Source organism: Halorubrum alkaliphilum (genome assembly GCF_017873815.1).
Lineage (GTDB): Archaea > Halobacteriota > Halobacteria > Halobacteriales > Haloferacaceae > Halorubrum > Halorubrum alkaliphilum.
Genome location: NZ_JAGGKQ010000001.1, coordinates 56,808 through 73,460 on the forward strand (window position 1 = coordinate 56,808; position 16,653 = coordinate 73,460).

Here is a 16,653-nt window from a genome sequence, read left to right on the forward strand (position 1 = left end):
AGTGGATACGGACGGCGACTCGCCTCCGAGTCGAAACGACCAATTCCTCGGGGGACCGACCGCGTGTCAATGAAGGCGATCAAGGACAGCGTCCACGGCCACGTTCGGCTGGGCCCGGTCGCGGCCGAACTGATCGACACGCCCGCGTTCCAGCGGCTCCGGCACGTCAAACAGCTGTCCACCGTTCGACTCGTCTACCCCTCGGCGAACCACACCCGATTCGAGCACAGCCTCGGCGTCTACCACCTCGCGCGACAGGCGCTCGACGGGCTCGAGTTGGACCCCGATACCGCCGCGCACGTCCGTGCCGCCGCGCTCCTTCACGACGTGGGACACGGCCCGTACGGCCACCAGACCGAGGGGATCATCCGACGGCAAACCGGCCGCGATCACGACGACGTCGACTGGCTGTTGAGCGACGCCGACCGCGAGATCTGCCGCGTCCTCGAACGCAACGGCCTCGACCCCGAGCGCGTCGCGGCGCTGATCGCGGGCGGCGAGGGGGTCGGCGCGCTCGTCTCGGGCGAGCTCGACGTGGACCGGATGGACTATCTCGTCCGCGACGCCCACCACACCGGGGTCCCCTACGGAACCGTCGACACCGGGCGACTGGTGAACGAGCTTCGACTCACTGATCCGCCGGAGACGGCGCTCGTCCTCGCCGAGGGCAACGTCGCGACCGCCGAGAGCCTGCTCGTCGCCCGGTCGCTGATGAACGCGGTCGTCTACCGCCATCACGTCTCCCGCGTCGCCGGCGCGATGCTGGAGCGCGCCTGCGAGCGCTACCTCGACCGGACGGACGCGACAATCGAGGAGTTTCGGCGGATGGCGGACCACGACCTGCTCGTCGCCCTCCGCGAGCACGTCCCGGAGCTCGGCGGTCGGATCGAGCGCCGCGACCTCTACAAGCGAGCAGTCTGGGTCGGGCTCGGCGACGTTCCGGCTGGAACGGTCGACGCCGCCCACGACGAGGAGCTCGCCGGCGAGCGCGAGATCGCCGATCGCGTCGGGATCGATCGCGAGTCCGTGATCGTCGACGTCCCCTCTCGGCCCGGACTCAAGGAGTCCGCCTCGACGGTCGTCGTCGACGGCGTCCCGCAGCGGCTGGAGGACGCCTCGGAGCTCGTGGCCGGACTCCGGGCCGCGGAGCGACGACGATGGACCCTCGGCGTGTACTGTCCGGCGGACCACGTCGAAGCCGTGAGCGACGCGGCCGCCGACGTGCTCGGACTCCGAACCGCAGGGCGACCGGCGTAACGAGACGGTCGGTGTCCGATCCCGATGTCTACGCGTCGGAGGGCCGGGGAACCGTGAGCACGGGACGGTCGCTCGAACGGATCACGTCCTGTGTGACGCTCCCGAACACCGCCTTTCCGGTCGGGCTTCGCTTGCGGCCCGAGACACAGATCGTGTCGGCGTCGACCTCCTCGGCGGCGGCGACGATCTCCGGGCCCGGATCGCCGCTCGCCTCGTAGTGTACGCAGGTCACGCCGGCGTCTTCCAGCGTTTCGCGGGCACGCCGAACCGCCGAGAGCTGGTTGACCGACGCCCCTTCGGGGTTATCCGTAAACACGTGACAGAGGTGAGCCGTCAGACCGTCCGCCGATCCCGGCAGGGCGGCGATCGCTTGACCCTGTGCGACCGCTCGCGTCTCGTCGGCGTCGATGGCGATGAGAACGTCGTACATACGCGACGATCGGTCGCATGGGGACATAAATCGTGTCGCCTTCGGCACGACCGACCCGTCGAGCGCAGTCGATGACGCGGCCGTTTTTAACCGGTGATGACGAACGTCCCCCATGATAACGGTCAAGGACACCGTTCACGACCACATCGAGATAGACGGTGTCGCCGCGGCCCTCCTCGACACGCCGGCCGTCCAGCGGCTCCGCCACGTCAAACAGCTCGGCACCGTCCAACTGGTGTACCCGTCCGCGAACCACACCCGCTTCGAGCACAGCCTCGGGGTCTACCACCTCGCCCGACGGGCGCTCGACCACCTCGAGATCGAGGGGAGACACGCTGACCGGATCGAGGCCGCCGCGATGCTCCACGACGTCGGTCACGGCCCGTTCAGCCACAATCTGGAGTCGCTCACGCATCGGCGAACCGGGAAGTACCACGACGACGTCGGCGAACTGCTCGCGACCGGCGAGGTGGGGGCAGTCCTCCGCGATCACGACCTCGATCCCGGACACATCGCCGACATCGTCGGCGGCGAGGGAACCTACGGCCAGCTCGTCTCGGGCGAGCTCGACGTGGACCGGATGGACTACCTCGTCCGCGACGCCTACCACACGGGAGTCCCGTACGGCACCATCGATACCGGTCGGTTCGTTCGCGAGTTGGCGTTCGTCGACGAGGGTGACGACGCGGACGCCGTGGGCGGAAGCCGGACCCTCGACGGCCCGTCGCTCGTGCTCGACGAGGGGAACGTCCAGACCGCAGAGAGCCTGCTGTTGGCGCGCGCTCTGATGAACCCCGTCGTCTACACCCATCCTGTCGCGCGGATCTCGAAGGCGATGTTGCGCCGTGCCGCCGCCGACCTCCTCGACGCGACGTCGACGAGCGCGGAAGGACTCCGGCGAATGGACGACCACGACTTCCTCGCGGCGCTTCGCGGATGCTCGGAGACCGCGGAGCTGTCGCGCCGCTACGACGAGCGAGACCTGTACAAGCGAGCGGTCTGGGCCGAGTACGACGACGTTCCGGACCGGGTTCATGAAGCTGACCACGACACAGAGGTCTCGCTGGAACGGGAGATCGCCGAGGAGGCGGGACTCGACCGCGAACACGTCCTGCTCGACGTTCCCTCGGAGCCCTCGATGCGTGAGTCGACCGCGCGCGTCACGGTCAACGGGGAGGTTCGTCGCTTGGAGCGGCAGTCTCCGCTGGTCTCCGCGCTCCGGACGGCCCAGCGGAACCAGTGGCGACTCGGCGTGTACGCGCCCGCAGCCGCGACCGATCGGGTCGGGCGAGCGGCCGCGGACGTGCTCGGGCTCGACCCCGACGCGCTGGTGAGCGAGGTCCGAAAGGCCATGCCAACGACGCTCGACGAGTTCGAATAGGACTTTTTATCCGGGGGTTCGCCGACCAAAAACTCCACTAAAAAGCCGCGAGACTCGTCGTCGGGCGCCTGCGGCGCCCTCCGGCTCGCTCGCGGTACGACGGATCACCGCAGCTGCCACAGCCACCCTAACCACGAACGACGTTCCGTCCGTTGGATCCGTGATCCATCGCGAGGGAAGTATACAGTCCCGTTTCGGTTCGTGAAGCTTTACCCCCGCCCGGACGACGCTCGCGTATGCACCTTGAGGGGACGATACTCGTCGGATCGGAGTTCGACCCGGTCGAGGGCCGGGTCGTCGTCGCGGACGGCGAGATCGTCCGGATCGAGGAGAGGTCGACCGACAGCGATGCTATCGTGCTCCCGGCGTTCGTCAACGCCCACACGCACATCGGTGACTCGATCGCGAAGGAGGCCGGCGCGGGGCTCTCGCTCGACGAACTCGTCGCCCCGCCGGACGGACTGAAACACCGGCTGTTACGGGCCGCGAGCCACGAGGAGACGGTGGCGGCGATGGCTCGGTCGCTCCGCTACATGGAGTCGACGGGCACGGGGACGTTCATCGAGTTCCGTGAGGGTGGCGTCGACGGCGTGCGGGCGATCCGGGACGCACTCGCGGGCGAGGGGGTCGACCTCGACGAGCGCGCGATCCGGGCGGTCGTCCTCGGACGCGACGACCCCGATGTCCTGCCCGTTGCGGACGGATACGGTGCCTCCGGCGCGCGCGACGGCGACTTCGAGTCGGTGCGGACGGCGACCCGGGAGGCGGGTAAACTGTTCGGGATCCACGCGGGCGAGCGCGATGCGGACGACGTGGACGCGGCGATGGACCTCGACCCGGAGTTCCTCGTCCACATGGTTCATACCGAGCCACACCAGATGGACCGGCTCGCAGACCGGGAGACACCGGTCGTCGTCTGTCCACGCTCGAACCTCGTGACGAACGTCGGCGTCCCGCCGATCCGCGAGCTTGCGGAGCGGACCACGGTCGCGCTCGGGACCGACAACGTGATGCTCGACTCGCCGTCGATGTTCCGCGAGATGGAGTTCGCGGCGAAGCTGTCCGACCTGCCCGCCCGCGAGGTACTGCGGATGGCGACCGTAAACGGGGCGCAGATTGCCGGATTACATCGCGGCGTGATCGCCGAGGGGGCCGACGCGGACCTGCTCGTGCTCGACGGCGACTCCGACAACCTCGCCGGCGTGCGGGACGTCGTCCGAGCGATCGTCCGGCGGGCGGGCGCGTCAGATGTCTCCCGGGTCGTGCTCGACGGCGAGACGGTCCATCGATCCGAATAGTCGTCGGTTCGCGTTCGCCCGGATCCGTTCCCGACCCGCGCCCGGACTGCCGCCCGAACGCTCCCCGAGCGACGGGGTCAAACCGATCGCGACCGTAGGCGAACGTGATGGTTGAGTTCTCGTTTCTCGGCGGGCTCGTCGTCGGCCCGGCCGTCGGACTGCTCGCGACGCTCGCGATGGACCGCGTCATGCCGCGATTGCCGGAGGGGGCGACCGCGCCGCGGGTCGCCGCGAGCGTCCTGACCGGGACGCACGTCGACGACGCGCCCGACCGTCTGGCAACGTGGATCCACTACGTCGCCGGCGTCGGATCCGGAGTGTTGTTTCTCGCGTTAGTCGCCGCCACCGCGACGCTCGGAGCGACCCCGGTCGTGACGCTCGGACTCGCGGGCGTCGTCATGGTCGGACTGATGGTCGGCTTTTTCGCGCTCGTTCCGCTCCCGCGTGCGTCGGGCCTGCCACGACAGCGGATCGACCAGATCCGCCGTGACTGGGGTGTCTGTGCGGTGACGTACGTCGTCGTCGCCGGGGTTCTCGTCGGCGTCGTCGATGCGGGTCTCCCGCCGCTCTGAGCGCGAGGCGAGCGCCCACGTTTCGGGGCGGACGACCCGGGGGTGAGCCGTCGGGAAGGAAACCGTTTAGTCGCTGGCTGGACCCCGTCATCGCATGCACGCGATCACCCGGACGGGGTGGATCGAGGTCATCACCGGATCGATGTTCTCCGGGAAGACCGAGGAGCTCCTTCGGCGACTCCGGCGCTCGGAGATCGCCGGCCAGTCCGTCGCGGTATATAAGCCCGCCATCGACGACCGCTACGGCGAGGAGACGATCGGTACCCACAACGGTCGACAGTGGGAGGCGACCGTCGTCGACAACGAGGACGACGGGCCCCTGGAGATCCTCGACGCCGACCCGGACGCGGAAGTCGTCGCGATCGACGAGGCGAACTTCTTTTCTGAGACGCTGGTCGGAGTCTGTGACGCGCTTGCGGATCGCGGGACCCGTGTGATCGTCTCGGGGCTCGACCAGACGTTTCGCGGCGAGCCGTTCGAGCCCGTCCCGCAGCTGATGGCGACCGCCGAGTATGTCGACAAGCTCCGCGCGATCTGCTCGCAGTGCGGCGAGCCAGCCACCCGAAACCAGCGGCTCATCGAGGGAGAGCCCGCCCACGTCGACGATCCGACCATCCTCGTGGGTGCGGAGGAGTCCTACGAGGCCCGCTGTCGCGCCTGCCACGTGCTCCGAACCGGCGAGGAGGGGTACCATGGTTCCGGAACGAGCACGGACGAGAACGGGACCGGAAACGTGACCGAGTCCTCGACGGACGAGAGTCCACACACGTCGACGAACGATTGATCGGCCGACGCGTTCGAGTTCGATCCGACCGACTCCATCAAATATCACTTCGTTGCCATCGATCTGAGCGATTCACTCCCGCTATCGCTCACACGTCCTCCCGTACAGATACGGAGTGGAACGGAGTTCGTCACTCTCCGGCAGTGTCAACGGACCCACCGATCCTTTTAAATCGATCTCGTGCGACGCCGACGCATGCGCGTCCCCTCCCGGAGCGATCTCGGTCGCCCGCTCGGCCCCGCCGCGTTCGCGGCGCTGTGGATCGGCGGCGACGGGCTCGGGATCGCTCCCGACGCCGCCGCTGACGCTGATGGCGACGGTCGCGCTCGCGGCGTCGTTCGCGTTCGTGCTCCCGGTGGCGACCGCACCCAACGCCATCGTCTTCGGCTCGGGCTACCTGACGATCCCCGAGATGGCGAAGGTCGGGGGCGCGGTCAGCGTGACCGGGACAGCCGTCATCGTCGTCGGCGTGGTCTGGTGGCTCCCGTTCGTGTGGGGATGAGACGGAGGCGGCGACGTGTCCGGGGTCGTCGGGGCCGGAACCGGAACCACTACGGCGGGCGCTCGCCACCGCCCGCATATGCAACTGGGCGTCATCGGACTCGGGCGGATGGGGCAGATCGTCGTGAACCGGTCGATGGACGCGGGCCACGACGTGGTGGCGTTCGACCTCTCGGCGGAGGCGACGGCGACCGCGGCGGAGAACGGCGCAGAGCCCGCGGATTCGGTCGCGGACCTGTGTGACCGGCTCGGCGGGCCGGCCGAGGGGGACGGTGAGGAGAAACGGATCTGGCTGATGGTGCCCGCGGGCGACGCGGTCGACGCCACCCTCGATGACCTCGAACCACACCTTTCCGACGACGATGTCGTCGTCGACGGCGGTAACTCCCGGTTCCAGGCGTCGGTCCGACGCGCCGAGGCGACGGACGCCGCGTATCTCGACTGCGGGACTTCGGGGGGTCCCGCCAGCGCGACGGAGGGGTTCTCGTTGATGATCGGCGGCCCGAAGTGGGCCTACGAGACCATGACGCCCGTCTTCGACGCGGTCGCGACCGGGCCGGACGGCCACGACCGGATGGGCGAGTCGGGCGCGGGCCACTACGTCAAGATGGTCCACAACGGCGTGGAGTACGCGCTGATGCAGGCGTACGGCGAGGGGTTCGAGCTGCTCCACGACGGGCGCTACGACCTCGACATGGAGACGGTCGCGCGCACGTGGAACAACGGTGCGGTGATCCGCTCGTGGCTGCTCGAACTCTGTGAGGAGGCGTTCGCGGAGGAGGGAAGCGACCTCGGCGACGTCGCGGACCACGTCGCCGGCGGATCGACCGGCACGTGGACGGTTCAGGAGGCGCTCGAACAGGAGGTTCCGGTTCCACTCATATACGGTGCGCTCGCGGAACGGTTCGACTCGCGCAACGAGGGTCGATTCTCCCGCCGCCTCGCGAACCGGCTGCGATACGGATTTGGTCGTCACGAGGTCGCACGCCGCTCCGACAGCGAATAGCGACGTCGATCGTCGGACTCATTCCCACGCTCAAAACGCGGGGCTTTCTCCTCGCACGTCCGTAACCGGAGGTCGCGACCGCTCCTCGGTGGGTGTCAGTCGTTCCGCCCGCGGACGTACGTCTGGTCGTGGGCAGGAAACACTTCGGCGACGGTTTCCGCGCCGTGTTCCTCGGCGATGAGTGCGCGAAGTTCGTCCTCGTAGTCCGCCTTCGGCACCTCCTCGCTCGGTCCCTGCTGGACCTCGAACGTCTCCTCGACGAGTCGGTCGACCGCGTGCCGCCCGAAGCCCGAAAGCGGCGAGATGTAGTCGACCCCGTGGCGGTCCTCAAGGCTCTGCGCCTGTGCACGGGAGACGGTCGGCACGCGGTCGTCCCGCCGACTCCCGTCGGCGATGGCATCGACGTCGTGTTCGGCGATGGTCTCCAAGGCGTGTTCGTGGACGCGCTGTATCCCGTTCCGGGGGTATCCGTCCGCAAGCATCCGCTCCGTGGCCTCCTCGGCGACCGCTCGGTCGAGTTCGACGCGCTCGAAGGGGAATCCCAGCTCGACGGCCGCGCGCTCGGCGTGTTCCCAGTCGTCGGTGAGTCCGAAGCTGCCGGTGACACACCGGACGTCGTAGAACCGGTCAAGTAGGGTCGCGGCGAGCGAGGAGTCCTTTCCCCCGCTGTACAACAGCGCGAGCTCCATCTATCGTCGCCGGATGTCGAAGCTCTGTTGCTCGGGCTGGAGTTCCTTGAGCAGATCACGCATCTGTTCCTCGTCGATGCGTCCCTGAACGCGGCCGCTCTGGGCGAGCGACGCCACCTGTTGTTTGACCTTCTTCGCGAACTCTGGTTTCGACATCTCGACCGCGTTGAGTCGCTGTCGCGCGCCATCGGTCAGGTACTGCTTGAGCACGGCCTCCTGCTGGGCCTCCGCACGCTGTTGGGCCTCCTGTTGGGCCTCAGCGTCCCCGCCTTCGCCGGCCCGGTCCTGTAGCTCCTGCATCTTTTTTTCGCGTATTTCTTCGAGTCGTTCGTCGTCGGGGTTCTCGCTCATGGACGTTTCTTCTCGGCCCGGGCGAAAAACGATTTCGGAGGAGCGCCTCTCCCCGTCGACACGGATCGAGACTCAATCGATCGGGTCACGCTTGGGATCGGACCACGCTTGGGATCGGACCACGCTTCGGGCCGCTTAAACGGCGCACCGTCGTATCGAGACCCATGACTGAGTCGCGGGAGTTCTGTCCCCGGTGTGGCGACGCCGTCCCCGAGCGTCGCGATCCCCTCCCGGGAGAGCCGGCGGGACGGGACGCGCTGTTGTGTGACGACTGCTACTTCGAGGACTTCGAGTTGGTGGACGCTCCGGACCGGATCGAGGTCCTCGTCTGTTCGGGCTGTGGAGCGGTTCGCCGCGGGGAGTCGTGGCGCGACGTCGGCGCGCGCGATTACACAGACGTCGCCGTCGACGAGGTGGCCGAGGCGCTCGGAGTCCACGTCGACGCCGCGGACGTCGAATGGGGCGTCGAACCCGAGCAGGTGGATGAGAACACGGTCCGGATGCACTGCCGCTTCTCGGGCGTCGTCCGCGGAACGCTCCGCTCCGAGGACGTCACCGTCCCCGTCAAGATCTCGCGAGGAACCTGCGACCGGTGTGGTCGGATCGCCGGCGGGTACTACGCCGGGGTCGTTCAGGTCCGCGCGGACGACCGTGAGTTGACGCCCGAGGAGCGTGCGGAGGCGCTCTCCATCGCGGAGTCGTACGTGGCGGATCAGGAGGCGAAAGGGGATCGTGAGGCGTTCATCACGGAGGTGAAAGAGACCGACGACGGCCCGGACGTGAAGCTCTCCTCCAACGGGTTGGCCCAAAACGTCGCGACCCGGATCACGGAGGAGTTGGGCGGCAGCTTCGAGTCGTATCCGACCCTCGTCACCGAGGACGGCGACGGCAACGAGGTGTACCGCGTCACCTTCGCGGTTCGGCTTCCGCGCTACGCGGTCGACGAGATCGTCGATCCCGAGGACGGGGACGGTCCGGTGCTGGTCACCGGCGTCTCCGGGCGGCTCCGCGGAACTCGGCTCGCGACCGGCGAGCCGTACAGCGCGGACTTCGAGGACGGAGAGACGCCGACAGCGACCCGACTCGGACGCCGCGAGGACGCGACGGAGACGACGGTCGTGACCGTCGAGGACGAACACGCGATACAGGTGCTCGATCCGGAGACCTACGAGGCGAGAACCGTGCCGAATCCCGCGTTCGTCGACGACGACGCTGATACCGTGCTCGCGGTCGAACACGACGGTGACGTTCACCTCGTCCCGCGGGACGAGTCCGCGTAGCGAGGCTCGGAAAACAGCTACCGCTCGACTGGGGGAGAGCGTAGTGAGAAACCGGGTCTGCGGTGACGTCAGTCCGCGCGGGCGGTACGGTCGCTAGCGGAGACGGCCGCGCGCTCGGACTCGGTCACGTCGATGCCGCGGCGCTCCAGTTGCCGGATGAACTCGTCCTCGCTGAGCCCCGCCTGCGCTGCTGCCTGCGAGAGCGTCAGCGTTCGCGCACCGTACAGCGTCAGCGCACTCGACAGCCCGTTCGTTGCCATGGATACCAGTCACTCGTGAACGAATATGAACCTTACTAATTCATTCAGGACCCTGATACACCTTATATGATATTATGTACCATGAGAGATGGCGTGAGGATATAAGGAAACGCGCCGGGCGGGCGGGGTCGACCAGTCATCGTTGACGAACCCCGCAGGAATTATGACCCTCTATGGCCGAGACGGGTGTATGGAGAGACAACAGATAATCGCCGTCCTGTTCGCGTTCCTCATGGTGAGTTCGATGGTCGCCTGGGGCGTCAGCATCATCTAACCCGGTCAACCGACGACGCGGATTCCGGACGGTCAGTTCCGGAGACACCGCTCCGGACCGTCAGAGGGTACCTCAGCCGTCACCCCAGACGTCCGAGAGCGGATGGTTCCTTCGGCGATCAGCGTCGGCTTCCGATCGCGTTCGGAGGCCCGGATCCGTCGTGTCCGCGCTCCCGGCTCCGTCCGTCGCCTCCGACCGTTTACGACCGGATGCCGATCCCGCCCGCCCCTCGTTACTCGAACCCTCGTCTCGTCCCGTGCGCTCGTCTCTCCTCCCACGTCCCCCGCGTCCCGGACCGGAGGGATCCGCATCGATCCCCGCCAGAGCCGCGGTCGGGTCGAACTCGGGGAGCGCGGGACTCGCCATCGCGCCGATCTGGTCGTGGAACCACGGCGGGGTGTCGGCGGCAGCCCGATCGAACAGATCGAGCAGCGAGTCGTCGGCGAGATACGTCGCGCCGTAGTCGTCGGGCGCGCGCACGACTCGTCCACACGCTTGGATCACCGTCCGCAACGCGGTCCGGTGATACCACGCCCACTGGTCGTCCGCCAAGCGCCGCGCGACGCGGGAGTCGTTCGTGTTCCGATAGGGTGCCTTACACACGACCTGCCAGCGACACAGTTCGTCGTGGAGATCGAGCGCCTCCTCCATCTTCACCGAGACGAACACCTCCGGATCCGCGCTCGCCTTCCACGCCTCCAGCTCCGCGTCACGGTTCGACCGGGTATGCCGCCGAACCCGCGCGGTGACGCCGAACTCGCCCAGTTTCTCGACGAGTCGGCCGGCGATGTCGTATGAGTGTGCGTGGATCAGCCCCTTCTCGTCCGGATGCTCGGCCATCAGCCGGACGATCAACCGAGCGATCTTCGGGATCGTCTCGTCACGGTGTTCGTAGGTCATCGATCCCTGCGTGACGTCGTACAGCGGCCGGTTCTCCACCGGGAACGTGTGCTCGACGTCGACGAGGGCGACGTTCGCGGGGTCGAGGCCGACGCTACGACAGAACGCGTCCTTCGAGAGGATCGTCGCCGACAGCAACGCGAACCGCTCGCCGCGGTCCCAGACCGTGTGTGTCAGGTAGCGTGCCGGGTCGAGCGGCTTGATCGCGAGCGCCGATCCCTCCCCGTCGGGCTGGTCGACGACCCACGTCGTCGGCGAGTCGAGGTCGCGGTAGTCCTCGAGGAACCAGCCGAGCTCCGAGATCAGTTCTTGCAACCGGTCTCGGCGGGCGACCTCCTCGCGGCTCAACTCGGATCGCCCGACGAGCTCGTCTTTCGCCCGCTTCGCGACGCCTCGGAGGCTCTCGACGAACCGGGCGGTGCGGTCGAGCGCGTCCTCGTCGCCGCCGGCGTCGCGCTCGACGTCCGGGACGCCCACGTCGTCCCAGACGGGTACTCGTTCGGGGGATAGCTCGATGGTCGCGTACATCTCTGCCCATTCCGCGAGCCCGTGTGCCTCGTCGACCACGACGACGTCCCGTTTCCGGAACGTCTCCGAGCCCGCAGTACGCATGAAGTACGCGAGCGTCATGGCGGCGAACCGGTTCCCGGAGGCGATGGCGCGGTCCGAGAAGTACGGACACCGGTGTTTGATGCTACAGTCGAATCCGCGTTCACGGGCACAGGGTGCGCGGTCGACGGGCGTGTCGTGTTCGCCCGGGAGGATACAGTCGTAGTTCGATTTCCCGCGGATCACGTCCAAGTCCGCGAGCAGGTCGTCGGTCGCCACGTCGTCGAGCTGGGACACCTGCGGGGTCGTGTAGTAGGCGTCAGTTGGATCGCTCGGGGCCGCGTCGGCGACCTCGCGGGCCGCACCCATCACGGCGCGCGCGAGCAGCGACTTGCCGCTGCCGGTCGGGGCACGCACCAACACGACGTCGTTTCCGGCGGCGAACGCGTCACGTATGTCCGCGAGCGCCTGCTCCTGCGCGCCGCGAAACGTCGGGGCGGGAAACTCCGTGGGGATCCGGTCGGGGTCCACACCCACTGCTCGCGCGTTCCCGAAATTAAACCCTCGGAGTGGTTGTCAGTCCGTCGACGCCGAACGCCTCGCCGACGGTCGGAGCCGAAACAAACGAACAACCACCAGATCGTTTATCATGGTTCGGGGGTTCGCAGTCGGTATGACTTGGCAGGAGGCCGAACGCGATTTCGTGGACGAGGTCGTCGCTCACGAAACGCTCCCTCGAACGTTCGAGCGGTCCGCCGAGCGGAACGCGGACCGCATCGCACAGCAGTATAAGGGCGGGATCTACGACCGATCGCTCGTCACCGCGGGCGTCGTCGACGCTGCCGCCGAGGGCGACTACGCCGACCTCACCTACGCGGAGATGCGGGCCGTCGTGCGGTGTCTCGCCGCGGGGTTCCGTGAGGTCGGCGTCGCGGAGGACACACGGGTGGCTATCTACGCCGGCACCCGCATGGAGTGGGCACAGACCGATTTCGCGGCGCTCGCGGCGGGCGCGGTCGTCACGACCGTGTACGCCTCCTCGTCGCCGGATCAGGTCCGGTACCTCCTCGACGACCCGGACGCGACCGTCGTGGTCGTGGAGAACCGGGAGCTTCTCGACGAGGTGCTCGCCGTTCGCGACGACCTCCCCCACGAACTGGACGCGATCGTCTCAATGGACGACATCGACACGGCGGAACTGGACGCCGATGACGCCGAGATCGTGTACACCCTCGGCGCAGTCCACGACCTCGGCGCGGCGGCGTTCGACGAGGCGACCTACGAGTCGTGGATCGACGCGACCGACGTCGACGACCTCGCGAGCCTCATCTACACCTCCGGTACCACCGGGCAACCGAAGGGCGTCCGGCTCACCCACGCCAACTTCCGGACTAACGTCAACCAGTGTTACAAGCGGTTCGCCGACAGACCCGACCGTGACCCCGACGCGCCCGGCATCTCGGCGGAGACGACGACGCTGTCCTTTCTCCCGCTCGCACACGTGTTCGAGCGGATGGCCGGCCACTACATGATGTTCGCCGCGGGAGCCACGATCGGCTACGCCGAGAGCCCCGACACCCTCCGTGACGACTTCCAACACGTCCGTCCGACGACGACGACGAGCGTTCCGCGCGTCTACGAGAAGTTGTACGACGCGATCCGGGAGCAGGCGTCGGAGTCCGGCGTCAAAAAACGGATCTTCGAGTGGGCCGTCGACGTAGGACGGACCCACCACGAGACCGAGGATCCGGGTGTCCTTCTCGACGCGAAGCGGTCGCTCGCCGACACGCTCGTCTTCTCGTCGGTTCGCGAGGCGATCGGCGGCAACGTCGACTTCTTCATCTCGGGCGGCGGGTCGCTGTCGGCGGAGCTGTGCGCGCTGTATCACGCCATGGACCTGCCGATCCTAGAGGGGTACGGACTCACCGAGACCGCGCCCGTCATCAGCGTTAACCCGCCCGAGGAGCCGAGAGTCGGGACCATCGGACCGTCGGTCGTCGACACCGAGATCGCGATCGACGGGGGAATGGTCGGCGAGGAGGTCGCGGACGTTCCGGGCGACGTGGGTGAGCTCCTCGTCCGCGGCCCGCAGGTGACGAACGGCTACTGGAACCGGCCGGACGCGACCGCGGACGCGTTCACCGAAGCCGACGCGCTGCCCGACGGGATCGTCACCGCGGGAACCGCCCCCGCAGACCGCGACGGCGACCCGGACGAGCCCTGGTTCCGCACCGGCGACATCGTCCAACTCCGTCCGGACGGCTACATCGCGTTCCGCGAGCGGGCCAAACAGCTGCTCGTGTTATCGACCGGGAAGAACGTCGCACCCGGACCGATCGAGGACCGCTTCGCCGCCAACGAGTTCGTCGAGCAGTGCGTCGTGCTCGGCGACTCCCGGAAGTTCGTCTCAGCGCTGCTCGTCCCGAACTTCGAGCGCGTCGCGTCGTGGGCCGACACCCGCGGGTTCGACCTGCCGGAGGACCGGCGAGCGATCTGTCGGGACGACCGCGTCCGCGAGCGGTTCCAAGAGGAGGTGGACCGCGTGAACGAGGAGTTCGAGCCCTACGAGCGGATCAAGAAGTTCCGACTGGTCCCCGAGGAGTTCTCCGAGGAGAACGATCTGCTCACGCCGACGATGAAGAAGAAGCGCCGGAACATCCTCGACCGCTTCGCCGACGATGTCGAAATGATCTACGAGGAGGACTGAGGCGGTCGCGAGCCGGTTGACCGGGAGTCGACCTCGCTCGACCGTTCGTTTTCGACGGTTTCGACTCCTTCCTCCACCGTTTCGACCGGCTCCCCGAACGCGTACACCGTGTTGTGACTCGTCACTTCGACGTCGAGGAAGTCGCCGACCTCGACCCCCCGCTCCGCCGCGTTCCGCACGATGACCTGCCGGTAGGCGGAGTCGCGACACTTCACCGAGTCGCCGGTGCCCTCCTCGACGACGAGCACCTCGTAGGTCTCGCCGACCATCGCCTCGTACGCCTCGGCGACGACCTCCATCTTCAACTCGGACATCGCCTTCGAGCGCTCCTTCTTGATCGTCCCGCCGAGCCCCTTCATCTCGGCCGCGTCGGTGCCGGGACGCTTCGAGAACCGGGTGACGTTGATCTTCTCGGGTCGGATCTCACGCAGGAGATCCATCGAGCGCTCGTGGTCGGCGTCGCTCTCCGTGGGAAAGCCGACGATGAAGTCGGTCGAGAGCGTCCAGTGGTCGAGCCGGTTGTCAAGCGTTTCGACGACCTCACGGAACTTCTCCACGCGGTGTTGCCGGCGCATGTCGGACAGAACGTCGTCGGAGCCGGACTGGACCGGGGCGTGGATGAAATCGTACAGCTTCTCGTTGCGAGCGAAGACGTCCGCGAGCCTCTCGTGGATCCCGTGGATCCCGCCGGGGTTCGCCATGCCGAGTCGGACCCGGAACTCGCCGTCGATATCACAGATCCGATCGAGCAGCTCCGGGAGCTTACGGTCGCCCGTATCCCAGCCGTACACGCCCGTGTCTTGGCCGGTGACGCGGATCTCCTTTGCGCCGGCGTGGACCAGCGCGCGCGCCTTCTCGACGTTCTCCTCGATCGAGGGTGAGTCGACCCGGCCGGTCGCGAACTTCGTGATACAGTACGAACAGTTGCTCATACAGCCGCGCGCGATGGGGAGGATGCCGACGACGCCGTCGAGGATCGGCTCCGTGTCGGGCGTGTGCGTCGGACACTCGCCGTTGAGCACGTGGCTCGGGACCTCGTCCCAGTGGAGCACCTCGGCGTCGATGCCGGCCTCCCGGAACTCCTCGCCCTGTGCGAGCGCCATACAGCCGGTGACGACCAGCTCTGCCGTCTCGGCGTCCAGCTCCTCGGCGCGGCGGAGCATGTTTTGTTCCGTTTTCTCGACGACCGTACAGCTGTTGAGGATGGCGACGTCGGCGTCGGCGGGACCGTCGGCCGGTCGGTGCCCGCCGTCGCGGAGGGCGCGCTCGATCGCACGGCTCTCGCCCCGGTTGGACGTACAGCCGTACGTCTCGATGTGGTACGTCGCCATGGGTTGTACACGTTATCCGGCGGGCAGGCAAAAGGGCGGCGGATCGAGAGTAGAGAGCGACCGAACCGAAGCCCGGTCAGTCCTCGGCGACGACGGCAGAACGAGCAGTCCCGGTCTCGGATCCCGATTCCGACCCGGCGGTTGACTCCGCCGGGTCGGCGGTACGGTACACCGATCGTCGCGCGTCGGTCGGACAGAGGCCCTCCTCTACGAGGTCCGCGTCCACGAGTTTCTCGATCGCGAACCGGACGGTGCGAGTGGAGAGTCGCGTCTCGTCGGCCAACCCGGTCTGGTCGAACCGACCTTCGGCGTCAAGCACGTAATAAACCAACTTGGCGCTCGGGGGGAGCGGTTCGAGACGCTCACGGGGTTCGTCGTCCATATGTACACGACGGGCGAGACGAGCATAATCGTGGTCCGGGTGTGCGCACCCAGCACATAACCGCTTGCGCGGCGCGAGGGACACCGTCGTACGAACGGTAACACACCACCACGTTATTGAGACTACGCGTCGATCTACCGAATCGATGCCCTCCACGACGGATACGGCTTTCGACCGCCTTCGACAGTCGATAGAGGAGTACACACCCGACGGGACGGTCGGTCGTCTCGCGCTCGCCGCAGTCGCCGCTCCGGTAGCGGGATTCTCGCTGTTCCTCGCGGCCGGGTTCTTCCTCGCACCGGCTCCGATATCGCTACTGATCGTCCCGCTTACGGCCGCCTTCGGGGGTGGCCTCTCGCTGCTGGCGGTGCTCACGATCTGGCCCGTGTACCTCTCGGCGATCGGGCGCGTTGACTCGCCCCCCGAGTACTCGAGAGCCATCAGGGACCGTCCGTCGAACTCCCGAACGGACCGAGTGAAACGGAAGTATCGGGAGGGATCGATATCGGAGGCAGAGCTCGAATCCGAACTCGACACAATCCTCGACTCCTCGAACGACGAACCACCGAGCACTGATGCGGACTCCGAAGGCGGACGCCCCGCGCAGCCGGACCGGACGGAAGCGTCGAAAGCGGGCGAAACGGAACGAAACGGGTGAGTGTCTGTTATAAATCGCTTGCGGATACTTCCGCGGTCCGTTC

The 16,653-nt window shown here is 67.4% G+C and carries 17 protein-coding genes; 10 read left to right on the top strand and 7 right to left on the bottom strand.

What is annotated here, in order from left to right; translation table 11 throughout:
* Nucleotides 1-69: 69 nt before the first annotated feature.
* Nucleotides 70-1,257 carry an HD domain-containing protein gene (locus tag J2751_RS00280; protein WP_209482462.1) on the top strand — a complete coding sequence of 396 codons (1,188 nt, stop codon included), beginning with the start codon at nucleotides 70-72 and terminating at the stop codon, nucleotides 1,255-1,257.
* A gap of 28 nt (nucleotides 1,258-1,285) precedes the next feature.
* Here the strand turns inward: J2751_RS00280 and J2751_RS00285 are convergent, their stop codons facing one another.
* Nucleotides 1,286-1,687 carry a universal stress protein gene (locus J2751_RS00285; protein WP_209482463.1) on the bottom strand — a complete coding sequence of 134 codons (402 nt, stop codon included), beginning with the start codon at nucleotides 1,685-1,687 and terminating at the stop codon, nucleotides 1,286-1,288.
* A gap of 112 nt (nucleotides 1,688-1,799) precedes the next feature.
* Here J2751_RS00285 and J2751_RS00290 point away from each other — a divergent pair, with 112 nt between their 5' ends.
* The 6 genes from J2751_RS00290 to J2751_RS00315 all read left to right on the top strand — a co-directional run bounded on the left by J2751_RS00290 (nucleotide 1,800) and on the right by J2751_RS00315 (nucleotide 7,229).
* The gene (locus J2751_RS00290; RefSeq protein ID WP_209482464.1) at nucleotides 1,800-3,068 is read left to right on the top strand and encodes an HD domain-containing protein; all 1,269 of its coding nucleotides are present in this window, start codon (nucleotides 1,800-1,802) and stop codon (nucleotides 3,066-3,068) included.
* A 236-nt stretch (nucleotides 3,069-3,304) separates the two neighbouring features.
* Nucleotides 3,305-4,366 (top strand): amidohydrolase family protein, encoded by a 1,062-nt coding sequence (locus J2751_RS00295; protein ID WP_209482465.1) that lies wholly within the window; start codon nucleotides 3,305-3,307, stop codon nucleotides 4,364-4,366.
* Between the two features lie 107 nt (nucleotides 4,367-4,473).
* Nucleotides 4,474-4,938 carry a hypothetical protein gene (locus tag J2751_RS00300; protein ID WP_209482466.1) on the top strand — a complete coding sequence of 155 codons (465 nt, stop codon included), beginning with the start codon at nucleotides 4,474-4,476 and terminating at the stop codon, nucleotides 4,936-4,938.
* A 94-nt stretch (nucleotides 4,939-5,032) separates the two neighbouring features.
* Entirely contained in the window at nucleotides 5,033-5,722 is a 690-nt protein-coding gene (locus J2751_RS00305) for a thymidine kinase (RefSeq protein WP_209482467.1), read from the top strand.
* Between the two features lie 115 nt (nucleotides 5,723-5,837).
* The gene (locus tag J2751_RS15760; protein ID WP_321168511.1) at nucleotides 5,838-6,224 is read left to right on the top strand and encodes an anion permease; all 387 of its coding nucleotides are present in this window, start codon (nucleotides 5,838-5,840) and stop codon (nucleotides 6,222-6,224) included.
* A 78-nt stretch (nucleotides 6,225-6,302) separates the two neighbouring features.
* A complete protein-coding gene (locus tag J2751_RS00315; protein ID WP_209482643.1) occupies nucleotides 6,303-7,229 on the top strand; it encodes a decarboxylating 6-phosphogluconate dehydrogenase in 927 nt (308 codons plus the stop codon).
* Nucleotides 7,230-7,324: 95 nt separating this feature from the next.
* Here the strand turns inward: J2751_RS00315 and J2751_RS00320 are convergent, their stop codons facing one another.
* Both J2751_RS00320 and J2751_RS00325 read right to left on the bottom strand, forming a co-directional pair.
* A complete protein-coding gene (locus tag J2751_RS00320) occupies nucleotides 7,325-7,918 on the bottom strand; it encodes a DUF7411 family protein (RefSeq protein ID WP_209482469.1) in 594 nt (197 codons plus the stop codon).
* A complete protein-coding gene (locus tag J2751_RS00325) occupies nucleotides 7,919-8,269 on the bottom strand; it encodes a DNA-binding protein (RefSeq protein ID WP_209482470.1) in 351 nt (116 codons plus the stop codon).
* Nucleotides 8,270-8,433: 164 nt separating this feature from the next.
* Between J2751_RS00325 and J2751_RS00330 the strand changes: the two genes are divergently transcribed.
* Nucleotides 8,434-9,549 carry a 60S ribosomal export protein NMD3 gene (locus tag J2751_RS00330; protein WP_209482471.1) on the top strand — a complete coding sequence of 372 codons (1,116 nt, stop codon included), beginning with the start codon at nucleotides 8,434-8,436 and terminating at the stop codon, nucleotides 9,547-9,549.
* 68 nt (nucleotides 9,550-9,617) lie between these two features.
* Here J2751_RS00330 and J2751_RS00335 read toward each other — a convergent pair whose 3' ends face one another.
* Nucleotides 9,618-9,809, bottom strand: coding sequence for a UPF0175 family protein (locus J2751_RS00335; RefSeq protein WP_209482472.1), 192 nt, complete (start codon nucleotides 9,807-9,809; stop codon nucleotides 9,618-9,620).
* Between the two features lie 346 nt (nucleotides 9,810-10,155).
* A complete protein-coding gene (locus tag J2751_RS00340; RefSeq protein WP_209482473.1) occupies nucleotides 10,156-12,063 on the bottom strand; it encodes a helicase C-terminal domain-containing protein in 1,908 nt (635 codons plus the stop codon).
* 142 nt (nucleotides 12,064-12,205) lie between these two features.
* Between J2751_RS00340 and J2751_RS00345 the strand changes: the two genes are divergently transcribed.
* Complete coding sequence (locus tag J2751_RS00345) at nucleotides 12,206-14,239, top strand: AMP-dependent synthetase/ligase (RefSeq protein ID WP_209482474.1); 2,034 nt, start codon at nucleotides 12,206-12,208, stop codon at nucleotides 14,237-14,239.
* Here the strand turns inward: J2751_RS00345 and J2751_RS00350 are convergent.
* A complete protein-coding gene (locus tag J2751_RS00350) occupies nucleotides 14,224-15,570 on the bottom strand; it encodes a tRNA (N(6)-L-threonylcarbamoyladenosine(37)-C(2))-methylthiotransferase (protein ID WP_245202520.1) in 1,347 nt (448 codons plus the stop codon). The genes J2751_RS00345 and J2751_RS00350 overlap by 16 nt on opposite strands.
* Before the next feature lie 76 nt (nucleotides 15,571-15,646).
* Nucleotides 15,647-15,952, bottom strand: a complete 306-nt coding sequence (locus tag J2751_RS00355; RefSeq protein ID WP_209482475.1) for a helix-turn-helix domain-containing protein — start codon at nucleotides 15,950-15,952, stop codon at nucleotides 15,647-15,649.
* 145 nt (nucleotides 15,953-16,097) lie between these two features.
* Here J2751_RS00355 and J2751_RS00360 point away from each other — a divergent pair, with 145 nt between their 5' ends.
* On the top strand, nucleotides 16,098-16,610 hold the full coding sequence (locus J2751_RS00360) for an SHOCT domain-containing protein (RefSeq protein WP_209482476.1): 513 nt from the start codon (nucleotides 16,098-16,100) through the stop codon (nucleotides 16,608-16,610).
* Nucleotides 16,611-16,653 lie beyond the last annotated feature (43 nt).